The sequence below is a fragment of the Arthrobacter sp. Z4-13 genome (assembly GCF_054792705.1).
In genome coordinates, this window is record NZ_CP096459.1 from 861,065 (window position 1) to 874,031 (window position 12,967).

General features: G+C 64.1%; 11 protein-coding genes and 2 pseudogenes. 8 read left to right on the forward strand and 5 right to left on the reverse strand.

The features are described 5' to 3' along the window. Window positions 1-126 precede the first annotated feature (126 nt). From ppsA to M1E07_RS05920, 4 genes and pseudogenes are all read left to right on the forward strand, one after another. Window positions 127-2,544, forward strand: coding sequence for a phosphoenolpyruvate synthase (ppsA, locus tag M1E07_RS05905; RefSeq protein WP_461189332.1), 2,418 nt, complete (start codon window positions 127-129; stop codon window positions 2,542-2,544). A 168-nt stretch (window positions 2,545-2,712) separates the two neighbouring features. Further along, a complete protein-coding gene (locus M1E07_RS05910; RefSeq protein WP_461189333.1) occupies window positions 2,713-3,033 on the forward strand; it encodes a GYD domain-containing protein in 321 nt (106 codons plus the stop codon). A 611-nt stretch (window positions 3,034-3,644) separates the two neighbouring features. Then, a pseudogene (locus M1E07_RS05915) lies at window positions 3,645-3,743 on the forward strand (helix-turn-helix transcriptional regulator); the annotation flags it as partial. 150 nt (window positions 3,744-3,893) lie between these two features. Next, window positions 3,894-5,435: an alanine/glycine:cation symporter family protein gene (locus M1E07_RS05920; protein WP_461190336.1), complete on the forward strand. Its 1,542-nt coding sequence runs from the start codon at window positions 3,894-3,896 to the stop codon at window positions 5,433-5,435. A 118-nt stretch (window positions 5,436-5,553) separates the two neighbouring features. Here M1E07_RS05920 and M1E07_RS05925 read toward each other — a convergent pair whose 3' ends face one another. Continuing rightward, window positions 5,554-6,450: a ketopantoate reductase family protein gene (locus M1E07_RS05925; RefSeq protein WP_461189334.1), complete on the reverse strand. Its 897-nt coding sequence runs from the start codon at window positions 6,448-6,450 to the stop codon at window positions 5,554-5,556. A gap of 170 nt (window positions 6,451-6,620) precedes the next feature. On the opposite strand from M1E07_RS05925, the pseudogene M1E07_RS05930 reads away from it, so the two are divergent. The 4 genes and pseudogenes from M1E07_RS05930 to M1E07_RS05945 form a co-directional block, all read left to right on the forward strand. Continuing rightward, window positions 6,621-7,223, forward strand: a pseudogene (locus tag M1E07_RS05930) (type 1 glutamine amidotransferase domain-containing protein); the annotation flags it as partial. Between the two features lie 81 nt (window positions 7,224-7,304). Continuing rightward, window positions 7,305-7,607 (forward strand): hypothetical protein, encoded by a 303-nt coding sequence (locus M1E07_RS05935; protein ID WP_461189335.1) that lies wholly within the window; start codon window positions 7,305-7,307, stop codon window positions 7,605-7,607. 106 nt (window positions 7,608-7,713) lie between these two features. Beyond that, on the forward strand, window positions 7,714-7,839 hold the full coding sequence (locus tag M1E07_RS05940) for a hypothetical protein (protein WP_461189336.1): 126 nt from the start codon (window positions 7,714-7,716) through the stop codon (window positions 7,837-7,839). Between the two features lie 214 nt (window positions 7,840-8,053). After that, window positions 8,054-9,874 (forward strand): calcineurin-like phosphoesterase C-terminal domain-containing protein, encoded by a 1,821-nt coding sequence (locus M1E07_RS05945; protein ID WP_461189337.1) that lies wholly within the window; start codon window positions 8,054-8,056, stop codon window positions 9,872-9,874. A 101-nt stretch (window positions 9,875-9,975) separates the two neighbouring features. Here M1E07_RS05945 and M1E07_RS05950 read toward each other — a convergent pair whose 3' ends face one another. The 4 genes from M1E07_RS05950 to M1E07_RS05965 are packed head-to-tail and all read right to left on the reverse strand — an operon-like array spanning window position 9,976 to window position 12,962. Then, window positions 9,976-10,509, reverse strand: coding sequence for a heme-degrading domain-containing protein (locus M1E07_RS05950; RefSeq protein WP_461189338.1), 534 nt, complete (start codon window positions 10,507-10,509; stop codon window positions 9,976-9,978). Continuing rightward, window positions 10,510-11,559, reverse strand: coding sequence for an L-glyceraldehyde 3-phosphate reductase (gene mgrA / locus M1E07_RS05955; RefSeq protein ID WP_461189339.1), 1,050 nt, complete (start codon window positions 11,557-11,559; stop codon window positions 10,510-10,512). Between the two features lie 45 nt (window positions 11,560-11,604). After that, window positions 11,605-12,231: a bifunctional 4-hydroxy-2-oxoglutarate aldolase/2-dehydro-3-deoxy-phosphogluconate aldolase gene (locus M1E07_RS05960; protein ID WP_461189340.1), complete on the reverse strand. Its 627-nt coding sequence runs from the start codon at window positions 12,229-12,231 to the stop codon at window positions 11,605-11,607. Continuing rightward, window positions 12,219-12,962, reverse strand: coding sequence for an IclR family transcriptional regulator (locus M1E07_RS05965; protein WP_461189341.1), 744 nt, complete (start codon window positions 12,960-12,962; stop codon window positions 12,219-12,221). Before M1E07_RS05965 ends, M1E07_RS05960 begins: the two co-directional genes overlap by 13 nt. Window positions 12,963-12,967 lie beyond the last annotated feature (5 nt).

Here is a 12,967-nt window from a genome sequence, read left to right on the forward strand (position 1 = left end):
GGTGATGTGGCGCACAACATGTGGCGGCCCTCTGGCGGGCCTGCCAATGTGGAGGAGACTTTTGCCCTCAACCGGCCACCGCCGGAGCAGGGCCTTGGCACAAATTTCTGCGAAGGAGCAGTAACTATGGCAACTGACATCCTGTGGTTTTCCGAACTCGGACTCAAGGACCTGGACCGGGTGGGCGGCAAGAACGCCTCCCTGGGCGAGATGGTTCAAAACCTAACCTCCGCCGGCGTCCAGGTGCCTGACGGGTTCGCCACCACTGCCGATGCCTACCGCAGCTTCCTTGCCGATTCCGGGCTGGACCAGCAGATCGCCGACCGCCTGGTGGGCCTGGACGTTGATGACGTGACGGCCCTGGCTGCTGCCGGGCAGGACATCCGGTCCCTGGTGCGCCAGACGCCCTTCCTCCCGGATTTTGAGCAGCAGCTCCGCGATGCCTACCGGCAGCTGGTGGAGAAGCACGGCGGTTCCGATGACCTCTCGTGGGCCGTCCGGTCCAGCGCGACGGCGGAAGACCTCCCGGACGCCTCCTTCGCCGGCCAGCAGGAAACGTTCCTGAACGTCCGGGGGATCGAGAACATCCTGGCCGCCATCAAGGACGTGTTCGCCTCGCTCTACAACGACAGGGCCATCGCCTACCGGGTGCACCACAAGTTCGAACACGCGGACGTGGCACTCTCGGCGGGCATCCAGCGGATGGTGCGCTCCGACGTCGGGGCCTCCGGCGTCATGTTCACCATGGACACCGAATCAGGCTTCCAGGACGCAGTGTTCGTCACCTCCTCCTACGGCCTGGGCGAGGCAGTGGTCCAGGGTGCCGTGAACCCGGACGAGTTCTACGTGTACAAACCGGCGCTGCAGGCCGGCCGTCCCGCCATCCTCAAGCGCGGACTGGGGGAGAAGGCCCTGCAGATGACCTACACCAACAGCGAGGAGATCGGCCGCACCATCGACTTCGCCCCGGTGGAGGCATCCCTGCGGAACCGCTTCAGCCTCAGCGACGAGGACGTGGAGCAGCTCGCCCGGCACGCCGTGGCCATCGAGAACCACTACGGCCGGCCCATGGACATCGAATGGGGCAAGGACGGGATCGATGGCGGCCTGTACATCCTGCAGGCACGCCCGGAAACGGTGCAGTCGCGCCGCGCCCCCGGCAGCCAGACCCGCTTCCGCCTCAACGAAACCGGCCCGGTCCTGACGGAGGGCCGCGCGATCGGCCAGCGCATCGGCGCCGGCAGCGTCCGCATCCTCACCGCCATCGACCAGATGGCCGCCTTCCAGAGCGGGGACGTCCTGGTGGCGGACATGACGGACCCGGACTGGGAACCGATCATGAAGCGCGCCTCCGCGATCGTGACCAACCGCGGCGGACGGACCTGCCACGCGGCCATCATCGCGCGGGAATTGGGGATCCCCGCCGTCGTCGGAACGGGTCACGCCACTGACATCCTGTCCGACGGGCTGGACGTCACCGTCTCGTGCGCCGACGGTGAGACCGGCGTCATCTACCAGGGCCTGCTGGACTTCACGGTGGAGGATACCGGGATCACCAAGATGCCCGATGCACCCGTGAAGGTGATGATGAACGTGGGCACCCCGGAGCAGGCGTTCACCTTCGCCCAGCTGCCCAACCACGGCGTGGGGCTGGCCCGGCTCGAGTTCATCATCAACCGCCAGATCGGCATCCACCCCAAGGCGCTGCTTAACCTGGACAGCCAGCCGGAGGATGTGGCGGCGAAGATCCGGGAGCGGATCGCCGCCTACAGCAGCCCGCGCGAGTACTACATTAAGCGCCTGGCCGAAGGCGTGGCCACCATCGCCGCCGCGTTCGCGCCGGAACCGGTAATCGTGCGCATGTCCGACTTCAAGTCCAACGAGTACGCCAACCTGCTGGGCGGACCGGCCTACGAGCCGCACGAGGAAAATCCCATGCTCGGCTTCCGCGGCGCCTCCCGCTACCTGGAGCCGTCCTTCCGGGACTGCTTCGACCTTGAGTGCGAGGCCCTGTCCTTCGTCCGCAACGAGATGGGCCTGACCAACGTCAAGCTCATGATCCCGTTCGTGCGGACCCTGGACGAGGCGCGCGGCGTCATCGAACTGCTCGCCGAGAACGGGCTGCACCGCGGCGAGAACGGCCTGGAAGTGATCATGATGTGTGAGCTTCCGTCCAACGCGCTGCTCGCCGACGAATTCCTGGACTACTTCGACGGCTTCTCCATCGGCTCCAACGACATGACCCAGCTGGCCTTGGGTCTGGACCGGGACTCGGCCATCGTGTCCGCCGGTTTCGATGAGCGCGATCCTGCCGTCAAGAAGCTCATCAGCATGGCCATCAGGGCCTGCCGGGAACGCGGCAAGTACGTGGGCATCTGCGGCCAGGGCCCCAGCGACCACCCGGACCTCGCCGAGTGGCTGGTGGAGCAGGGCATCGAGTCCGTCTCCCTGAACCCGGACACCGTGGTGGACACTTGGCTCCGGCTCGCGGACGTCGCCGCGGGCACTTCCGCTGACGGCGCCGCTTTGGTGGGCTCGCGCTGATCCCTCCATGCTGATTTGCGTGCCGCCGCCGGACATTCCGACGGCGGCACGCGGCTTTTGGCAGGTGTGCACATCAGAGGTATCCCGGCGTATTGACCGGCTGTAGCCCGAGGAATAGTTTCTGCGGTAACGGGGTCAGTCTCCCCGTGTCCACGGAAGGAAGAGACCATGCCGAAGTATCTGTTCGAAGCAACGTACGTAGGCCAGGGCATCAAGGGGCTTATGCAGGAAGGCGGCACCAAGCGGCGCGATGCCCTGACGGAGGCACTGAAATCGGTAGGAGGAACGCTGGAGAGCTTCTACTACGCTTTTGGTTACTACGATGTCTTGGGCGTTTTTGAGGCGCCGGACGATGCAAGCGCCGCAGCACTGTCGCTGCTGATCAATTCGTCGGGGAACGTCAACGTCCGCCTGAAGCCGCTCCTGACCGTGGAAGACCTCGACGAAGCCGCCAAGAAGACGCCGTCCTACCGGGCCCCGGGGAAGTAGGGGAGTTCAGCACCCTCGCCAGCGGGCCGACGTCGTGAAAGTACGACGGCGGCCCGCTGGGTTTTGTGCGCCAGGATAGCCCTGGGTGTGGATTATTGCGGACACTGCCTGGCTGCAAGGAGGGCCAGATCGTAAATAAGTCGCAGGACTTCGCGTTCGCGGCCGCTGGTTTTGGAGGGCTGGACTTGTGAGGCCGTGAGTCCTTGGCTTGGCGGAGCGGGAACGGGCCGACGGGCCGCTTAGGGTGCCGCGGATATCGGTTCTCTGACCGCAGGTGGATTACCAGGGCTTGTAAGCTGCACCGCCTTGGCTTCATTGCAGCTATTGCCCTCCGATTCGTCGGTGATCGTCACAATTGTCCCCTTACGCGAACTGGTGTGCCCACCTTAGAGAGCAGTTACTCCCCGCGAAAGAGTTTTTATCCACCGAAGGAATTTATTGCACGATTCTTGCGGATTCCTTGAAAATTCCGCCGCCGGAGTTCCAGCGCGGAAATGGCCGGGACAGGAGCAATCTGCAATATCATTCCGGTTTTTCTTTTGTGGGGATCACCCGCCGATGCGCGGTGCCTCAATCGGCAGTATTTGCAGATTCAGAGCATGTAGCGCCCATTGAACGCCCGCAAAGAAGCCGGCATCACGCAGGAGACACTGGCTGACCTGATCGAAACGTCCTCCCGGACCATCCACGCTATCGAAACGGGGACCGGCAATCCTTCGCAGTGCGAATGGCCAAATGGACGGACAGCGATGCCGTGTGAGAAGCTTCACAGGTTTTGGTGCGGTGCACCACATGCGTTGACCGACGCCGCGCAGCACCACCCGCATTACCCGCGCTCTTCATGGAGGGAACCCACACTTATGAGCGACGTCTTATCGGCCATCAACAACGTGATCTGGAGCGACTGGCTCGTCTATCTCTGCCTCGCCACCGGAGTCTACTTCTCCATCCGGACACGCTTCCTGCAGGTCCGGCACGTCAAGGGGATGTTCCAGCAGCTGGTTCACGGCGAGAAGTCCGCCTCCGGCGTCTCCTCGTTCCAGGCCCTGGCCATGTCCCTGTCCGGCCGCGTCGGCACCGGCAACGTCGCCGGCGTCGCCACCGCGATCGCCTTCGGCGGACCGGGCGCCCTGTTCTGGATGTGGGCGGTTGCCTTCCTGGGCGCGTCCACGTCGTTCGTCGAGTCAACCCTCGGCCAGATCTACAAAACCCGCGATCCGCTGACCGGCGAGTACCGCGGCGGTCCGGCCTACTACTTCTCCCGTGCCTTCGCCCACACCAAAGGCGCCGGCTTCTTCAAGGTCTACGGCTACGTCTTCGCGGCCGTGACCGTCCTTGCCTGCGGCGTTCTTATGCCGGGTGTCCAAACAAATTCCATGGCCACCGCCATCAGCGGCGCGTGGACCCTCGAGCCGTGGGTTGTTGCCGTCGGCTCGGTCATCCTCCTGGCCCTCGTCGTGATGGGCGGCGTGAAGCGCATCGCCAGCGTTGCGGCGTTCGTCGTGCCGTTCATGGCCGCCGGCTACATCATCCTCGCCCTGATCGTCGTTGTCATCAACGCCGCCCAGCTGCCGGAGATCCTCTCGCTGGTGTTCCGCAGCGCCTTCGGCATGGATTCGGCCCTCGGCGCGATCATCGGCCTGGCCGTGATGTGGGGCGTCAAGCGCGGTGTCTACTCCAACGAGGCCGGCCAGGGAACGGGCCCGCACGCCGCGGCTGCCGCCGAGGTCTCGCACCCGGCCAAGCAGGGCCTCGTCCAGGCCTTCGCGGTGTACATCGACACGCTGTTCGTGTGCTCGGCCACCGGCTTCCTGATCCTCTCCACCGGCGCCTACCGCGTCTTCTCCGGCGGCAGCGAAGACGGCGACATCCTCGCCGAAGGCGGCCTGCTGTCGGCCACGGCCGTCGTCGGGCCGCAGTATGTGCAGGCCGGATTCGACTCCGTCTTCCCCGGCGTCGGCGCCGCGTTCATCGCTGTCACGCTGATCTTCTTCTGCCTGACCACGGTCATCGCGTACTACTACATGGCCGAGACCAACCTGCGCTTCCTCCTGGGCAACTCGTCGGCCACCATGATTCCCGGCCTCCGGACCAGCCTTGGCCGCGCCACCACCATCGCCCTGCAGGTGGCCATTCTCGTCGCCGCTGCATACGGATGCGTGAACACGGCCGCCGATGCGTGGGTGATGGGCGATATCGGCGTCGGCCTTATGGCCTGGCTGAACATCTTGGGCATCCTGGTCCTCCAGAAGCCCGCGTTCAAGGCGCTGAAGGACTTTGAGCGGCAGCAGAAGCTCGGCCTCGACCCGGTCTTCGACCCGCAGCCCCTTGGAATCACGGGCGCCACCTTCTGGGAGTCCTACAAGAAGTCCGACCGCGAGAAGGAATCCGCGCGGATCTAGTCCGCAGTGCACCCGCCGCATGAGGCGGCAGGAGGCAAAGAGCGGAAAGCCAAGCGCCGCCGTCGTACCCTTTGGAAGGTACGACGGCAGCGCTTGGCTTTGGTCCCGCTCCCCGCACTCAGCGGGGGAGGCCGGCCCTGACCTGGATGAGGGTGAGGTCCAGCAGTGGGGTGGGAACGTCCAGCTCCCGTGCCCGGCGCGCGAGGTCGCCGAGGATGTGCTCCGCTTCGGAGGGCAGCCCTGCGGTGAGGTCCCGGTACAGGGAGGACGTGAAGGCCGACCCCGGCTCCGTGAGTATCCCGACCGCCTGTGCGTGAGCGGCGTCGGAAACGGGATGTCCCGCCGCTGCCGCCACTGCTTCGGTTTCGCAGATGGCCTCCAGGATCCTGGATTGCCCGCCTGCGTCGAGGATCCGTCCCACCGTTGCCCGGAACAGGCAGTTGACGATTCCCGCGGCCGCGATGAAGGCCCATTTATCCCACAGTGCCCCTACTACGTCGTCCACTACCGAGAAGTCGACGCCGGGCACGTTCAGAGCTTCAGAAACCTCCGGAGGGACAGGGTTTCCGTTCAGCCCGCCCACCATGAGGGAGGTGAGGGGCACCTGCTGGCGGACCACGTCGCCGTCGAGCGTGGCGACGATCCGCGCCAACCCGCCGAGCACCTGTCCCGGGTACTGCTGCTCAAGCCGGTCCACATGGGCCATGCCGTTGAGGATGGGAACGATGGTGGTTCCCTGCCCGACGAAAGCCCCGATCTCGCCGAGCACGCCCTCGAACGCGGTGGCTTTGACGGTGACGAGGATCAGATCGAAGGCCGCTGACCCGTCCGGCGCGGTGATGGTTTTCACCGGGTTCGTCCGGTCAGCGGTGGGGGAGATGAAGCGCAGCCCGTCGCGGCGGAGGACCTCCTGCTTGCGCGGCCGCACCAGGTACGTGATGTTCCGTCCCGCTTCCTGCAGGAGGGTACCGAACGCCCCGCCTGTGGCTCCGGCTCCGACGACGAGTATCCGCATGGGTGCATGCCTTTCCTGAGTGGTTTCGAATTGTTGACCGGGTCCAAAAGCCAGGACGGCCGGGCCTTGTATCTGATGTTCCAAGGCTAGGCCGTTTCTGCAGAGCCACCCACCGACGGGGCCAACCTCACGACGGTCCCGGTGGCCTGGGCTGCCCACTTCGCTTACAGGTGGACTCGAAAGATCCCATCCAGGTCGCCTTCACGGAAGATGAGACCACGCGTGCCGGTCACTACAACACTGCCCGCGTGGACGTGGTTGATCCCGCCCGGTACGACGCCGTCTTCCTTGTGGGCGGCCACGGCACCATGTGGGATTTCCCGGACAGCGAAGGCCTGCAGAATCTGGTGGCCAGCGTCTACAACAGCGGCGGATTGGTGGGCGCGGTCTGTCACGGACCGGCCGGCCTGCTGAACGTGGAACTGGAGAACGGGCTTCGCCTCGTCGAGGGCCGAAGGGTGGCTGCCTTCACCAACGACGAGGAGGTATCCGCAGGGAAGGACAAGGTCATCCCGTTCTTCCTGGCAGACCGACTTGAGGAACAGGGCGCCACCCACATCTCCGCTGATGTCTTTGAGGAGAGGGTCGTAGTTGACGACCGGCTGGTGACCGGCCAGAACCCGGCGTCAGCTGCCGGCGTGGCCAAGGAGATGGAGAAGCTCTTCGCAGAGGTCATCCACCAGGAAAAAGCCGAGGAACAGCACGACGCGGAGGCCCTGCGCGCCGAGAAGGACGCCATCAAGGCTGCTGCCGCCGGGGAAGAGGAGCAGTAACCCCAACAGGCACCGCAAAGCGTGCTTGTCGTAGCGGGGCTGTACTCTTTCCCTGGTTCATTTTAGAAATAGGGGTATTTAGTGCAGTACAAAGATTCGGCTTTCATCTTCGTGACGGGCCTCGTCCTTTTCGTCATTGGTGGGTTCATGAATGCCCTTGGCATTTCTGGTTCCATCACTTACAGCCTCACGCGGAGTATCTATTCCTCGGGTAGCAATGGTGGTTATGTTGTGCTGACTCTCTTGGGTTCAGTGATAGCTTTGATCGGTCTTATTCAGATGTGTATGGGAGCCTACCGTGCCCTCAAGAAGATCGACGCGTTGCCTGTTCCTGCTGCAACTAACGTAGCGCCTGCACCTGTTGAGGCTTCTACCCAGTCCTAGTCGTTTCAGTTGTGCCGGTGGCCGTGGTTCTGTGGCTACCGGCACAACTGATTTACGGGCAGCTTAGGCTTGGCCTGTGTCTACTGATGATGAGAAGGACCCTCCCGTGCCTACTGATGATGAGAAGGACCCTCCCGTGCCTACTGACGTCGAGGGAAAGATCCCGAAAAAGGTTCACGACAAGCCAGGTGCAGACGATGGTGAGGCGCGGGCCGGTGAACCCAACGACTAGCTAGTCCGGACCGAGGTAGCTTACGGACCAGCGGTGTGGAAAGGGCCCGCCCAGCAATGGCTTGCTGTCTCGGGTGAGTCACTGAGCCGGACGAGTGGTTACGTGCCCGTCCCCTTCCCGTGGCCTATCCGTGGGTAACCGTTTACCTGGTCCTGTGAGGGTGGATGCGCCGGCTGGAACGGCCGGCAGCATTCACTCGACCCGGAGGACCTTCGTGTACCTGATTGCCAGACCGTCCGCATTCCATCCCGCCCGGCCTTTGGCCCTGACCGCCAGCACCCTGGCCGTCATTGCCGCCGCGTCCCTTCTGAGCCCTGCTGCCGGCAATGCCGCCGAGCCGACTGAGTGGGCCGCCTCAGCCTACCGCGGCAGCGTCAACGTGGTGGAAGGGCCTGACGAGAACCAGCAGGTGATCGACGGCGTCGCCTTTGTGGACGAGGACCAGGACTCCGTACAGGACGGAAACGAGCGCGGTCTGGCCGGGGTGACCGTATCCAACGGACGTGACGTGACAAAGACGGACAGCCAGGGCCGCTACGAGCTGCCGGCGTTCGACAACATGACGGTCTCAGTGACCCAGCCCCGCGGCTACCAGGTTCCGGTGGATCAGGACAACGTGGCCCAGTTCTTCTACCACCACCTGCCAGCCGGTTCCCCGGAGCTGAAGTTCGGGGGCATCGAGCCCACCGGCCCGCTCCCGGACCAGGTGAACTTCCCGCTGGCCAAGAGCGGCCTGACCCAGTCGCCTGAACAGCACTGCGTGATCGGCGGAGATGTCCAGACGTACGACCAGGACGAGGTGGAATACGCCCGCACCGGCGCCTTCGCCGATCTTGCCGCCCGGACGGACTACGCAGGCTGCGGCGCCCTGTTCATCGGCGACGTGGTGGGCGATGACCTCTCGCTGTACCCGCAGACCCGGGAACTGTCCGGCATGCTGAACGGCCCGGCCCGCTTCCTTCCCGGCAACCACGACCTTGACTTCGATGCCACCAGCAGTGAGCACACGTTCGACACGTTCAGGGCCAAGCTCGGTCCGGAGTACTACTCCTACGACGCCGGCAAGGCGCACGTCGTCGCGCTGAACACCGTGGAGTTCCCCACCAAGCTGCCGGCCGCCAAGGGTGATTACACCGGTTCCCTGGACGAGCAGCAGCTCGAATGGCTGCGCAATGACATCGCACAGGTCCCGGAGAACCAGCTGATCGTCCTGGCCGCGCACATCCCGCTGCTCGACTACGCAGACCAGGGCAGCGGCAAGCACCAGGTGGAGCAGGTCAAGGAGGTCTACAAGATCCTCGAAGGCCGCGAGGTTGTTGCGTTCGGCGGACACACCCACAGCATCGAGAACCTCCGCGAAGGCGACTCCCTGGCAGGCTGGTCTGAGCTGTTCGGCATCGACGCCCTCCCGTTCACCCACATCACCGCCGGCGCCATCTCCGGCGACTGGTACTCCGGACGCCAGACCGCCGAAGGCTACCCGCTCGCATACCAGCGCGACGGCGGCCTGCCGGGTGTGCTGACCCTGGACATCAAGAACACCGAGTTCAAGGAGCGCTTCACCGTCCGCGGCGAGGCCGAGTCACTGCAGATGTCCCTGGGCCTGAACACCCCGCGCTACCGTGACTGGTACGCCCAGAACCTCGCGAACAAGGGCAACGCCCCCGCCTTCACCGACCAGCTGACGGTCTCCAGGGATGACCTGGCCAACACCACTTGGCTCACCACCAACTTCTGGATGGGCAGCACCGGCTCCACGGTGAAGGTACAGCTCGACGGCGGGCAGACGGTTGAGGCTGTCCGCACCCAGCAGATGCAGGGCGAAGGCCAGCTGGTGGGTGCCGAATACTCCGATCCCGTTGCCGTCCAGGAGCAGCTGGTCAACGGCGGAAGCCTGGCCGACCGCATGATGCACCTGTGGCGGCTGCAGCTGCCCGCCGACCTGGCGTCCGGTGAGCACACCGCCACCGTCACTGCCACTGACGTGTATGGCCGGGCCTTTACGGAAACTCTGACCTTCCACGTCACCGAGTAAAAGTTAGACCTAAGCCGCCCGCTCACGCGGCGGCACGGAAGCCCCGGCACGACTACGTGCCGGGGCTTCCGGATATTCAAAAGTCACCACTTGCTCGGGAGCTAGTGAGTGTTCGGGCCTGCTGAGGCACCGGAATGCGCATAACCTGCACTGGTCGGGGCAGATCCCGGATGGAGGAACGCCCTGAGTTGCTGCACCAGAAAGGCGTGATCGTCCTTTTGCGGCAGTCCGGAGACGCCCACGGTGCCAACCACCAGCCCCGAGTCCCTCAGCCTGACAGGAAACACACCGCCGTTAGCCGCATACCGTCGCATCGGCAACCGCGAGTCTTCTTCGAACACGCGGCCAAGCGATCGGAAGTGTTCGCCGACGCCCATGGAACTGCGTTCAAAGTGCGTCACGACGGCTGCCTTGCGTTCGAGCCACAGGTCGTTGTCAGGGGTAGCCCCTGGTAATGCAGTGTGGAACACCCTTTGCCCGCCTATCGTGATACCGATGACCAGGGGCAAGCCCCTCTCCAGTGCTGCGGCCCGCAACGCACAGCCCAGGCGCCAGGCTTCCTGACGGTCAAAAACAGTAAACTGCAGCTCTTGCTCGTCAGCTTCGATTTCCTGAAGGAAGGCGTTGTCCGTCATCTACGCCTCACTCGAGACGGTCCACAGGTTGATCCCGCCGTCGCGGGCGAATTCTTCGATCCTTGCAAGTTCTTCTTCCGTGAACGGCGGGCTCTGCAGGGCCTTGACCGTATCGTCCAGTTGCTCGGGACGGCTTGCGCCCACCAGCACAGAGGAGATGCGGGCGTCCTTCAGGACCCACGCCACGGCCATGTGCGCCAGCGACTGCCCCCGTTCCTCGGCGATCGCAGCCAACTCGCGGGAGTAGTCGAGGTTTTCCTGGGACAGCATGCCGTCCTTCAGGGTTTTGCCCTGGGTAGCTCGGGAGCCTTCAGGCACACCGTCGAGATATTTCCCCGTGAGCAGACCCTGGGCCAGCACTGAGAAGGCGATGCACCCGACGCCTTGGTCCGCCAGAACATCGAGGAGGCTAGGGTTCCCCTCTTCGACCCACCTATTCAGGAGCGAGTAGGAAGGCTGGTGGATGAGCAGGGGCGTACCCAAGTCCTTCAAGGCGGCGGCAATCTCGAGCGTGCGCGCCGGGGAATAGGAGGAGACGCCGGCATAGAGCGCCTTGCCCTGGCGGACAGCGGCGTCCAGGGCCGAGGCGGTCTCCTCTACCGGCGTCTCCGGGTCGAAACGGTGGCTGTAGAAGATATCCACGTAGTCCAGCCCGAGGTTATCAAGAGACCGGTCGAGCGCGGAGAGCAGGTGTTTGCGGGAGCTGCCTCCGCCGTAGGGGCCGGGGGTGAATGCGTAGCCGGCCTTCGTTGACACCACAATTTGGTCGCGAAGACCGCTGAAGTCCTCGGACAGGATCCGGCCTACGTTTCGCTCTGCAGCACCTGCGGGAGGACCGTAACCGTCTGCAAGGTCGAAGTGGGTAATGCCCAGATCGAACGCACGCCGCATAATGGCCCGTTGCCGATCAAGGGGAGTGTCGTCGCCAAAGTTGTGCCACATGCCCAAGGAGATGGCGGGCAGCTTAAGGCCACTGTTTCCCACTTTGCGGTAAGCCATGGTGTCGTAGCGGCCGGGGTGCGGGACGTATTGCCCTGTTTTGTTCTGCACGAATATGTCCTTAGTACTGGTTGTAACGGATAAATACGTAACTGCTTAGGGTGCGTGCGTGGAGGCCAGCGGCATGAGCTTGGCAAGCAGCTCGAACTGGGCCGGGTCCTCGAGTGCTGAACCAACGGCCACGACGTCGGCACCCGCTGCCAGATATTGAGGGGCGTTGTGCCCGTTGATCCCGCCGGTGGCGACAATGCGGGCGCCGGGAAAGGGCCCCCGCATGCCCTGGAACCAGGTGAGGCCCAGGCTGACCGCTGGGAAGGCCTTGACCCAGTTCATCCCGTGGTTGCTGGCGAGTTGAACTTCCGAGGCGGTGGCGACCCCGGGCAGATGGGCCAGGCCGGCGCAGATACTGGCTTGTGCGACGCTCAGATCCAGGCCCGGTGCGACGGTGAATCCAGCCCCCGCTGCAACCGCCTGTTCCAGGCGTTCCAAGGTGGTTACGGTTCCCGCCCCCACAACCCGGCCGTTTGGGCGTCCCGCGCTGACGGTTGCAGCCAGGGCCTCAACCGCCGAGGGGGACTGGATCGGCACTTCAACACAGTTAATACCAAGCTCCCATGCCCGGTTGGCCAGTTCCACTGTCCGCTCTGGCGTGTAGCCGCGCAGGATGGCCATGACGGACGGGCCGTTAAATGTTTGGTCAAAGAAGTCGTCTACTGACGCCATCCCAACTCCTCGGAAATCGTAGTTGTGGTTGCTTCAAGTGCAGGCAAGAGCTGCACAAGGTCGGGCATGGTTGCCCGCGCTTTGAGTGCCGTGATGGACACCGCTCCGGTGACTTGGCCGGTGGCGTCCCTTAGCGGCATGGCGACGCAGTTCACGAAATCCTCGTATTCGCCGTCGTCCACCGCGTAGCCCTGCTTCCGGACGTCGGCCAACTGCTTGAGGAATTCTTCGCGCGAGCTGATCGTCGTGGGGGTGTAGGTGGCGAAGTCGGTGCTGCTGAGAACGTGCTCTACGAAAGCGGGGTCCCTGTAGGCAAGGATCGCTTTGCTGACACCGGAGGTGTGGACTGTGACCGGATGCCCGATCTGCGAGTACAACCGCACCATGCCCGCCTGTTCAATTTTGTCCGCGTACACGATGGACTGTCCCTGAACCGCTGCCAGGTGCACCGTGTGCCCGCAGCTGGCGCCGAGGGCCTGCAAATGAGCATGCGCAATGTTTGCCAGGTCAAACTGCTCGAGTGCGAGGTTGGCGAGCCCGGCGAGCCGGTAGCCCACCCCGTAGCGGCCGTCTTCCCGCCGTCGGGTCAGCCCACTTTCAGTGAGAGTCTGCAGGGTGCGCAGTGCGGTGGACCGGTGGATGCCGAAGTGCGCGCCGACGTCGCTCGGTGTGCGAGGCTGGACGCTGACGTATTCGAGGATCTCGATGGCGCGTTGAATGCTTTGTGACATAGCCC

Excerpts from the sequence above, each read along its gene's own strand:
- M1E07_RS05965 (WP_461189341.1), bottom strand. The coding sequence starts at position 12,962 with ATGTCACAAAGCATTCAACGCGCCATCGAGATCCTCGAATACGTCAGC.
- M1E07_RS05925 (WP_461189334.1), bottom strand. The coding sequence starts at position 6,450 with ATGCGGATACTCGTCGTCGGAGCCGGAGCCACAGGCGGGGCGTTCGGT.
- M1E07_RS05960 (WP_461189340.1), bottom strand. The coding sequence starts at position 12,231 with ATGGCGTCAGTAGACGACTTCTTTGACCAAACATTTAACGGCCCGTCC.
- M1E07_RS05920 (WP_461190336.1), top strand. The coding sequence starts at position 3,894 with ATGAGCGACGTCTTATCGGCCATCAACAACGTGATCTGGAGCGACTGG.
- M1E07_RS05910 (WP_461189333.1), top strand. The coding sequence starts at position 2,713 with ATGCCGAAGTATCTGTTCGAAGCAACGTACGTAGGCCAGGGCATCAAG.
- ppsA (WP_461189332.1), top strand. The coding sequence starts at position 127 with ATGGCAACTGACATCCTGTGGTTTTCCGAACTCGGACTCAAGGACCTG.
- M1E07_RS05950 (WP_461189338.1), bottom strand. The coding sequence starts at position 10,509 with ATGACGGACAACGCCTTCCTTCAGGAAATCGAAGCTGACGAGCAAGAG.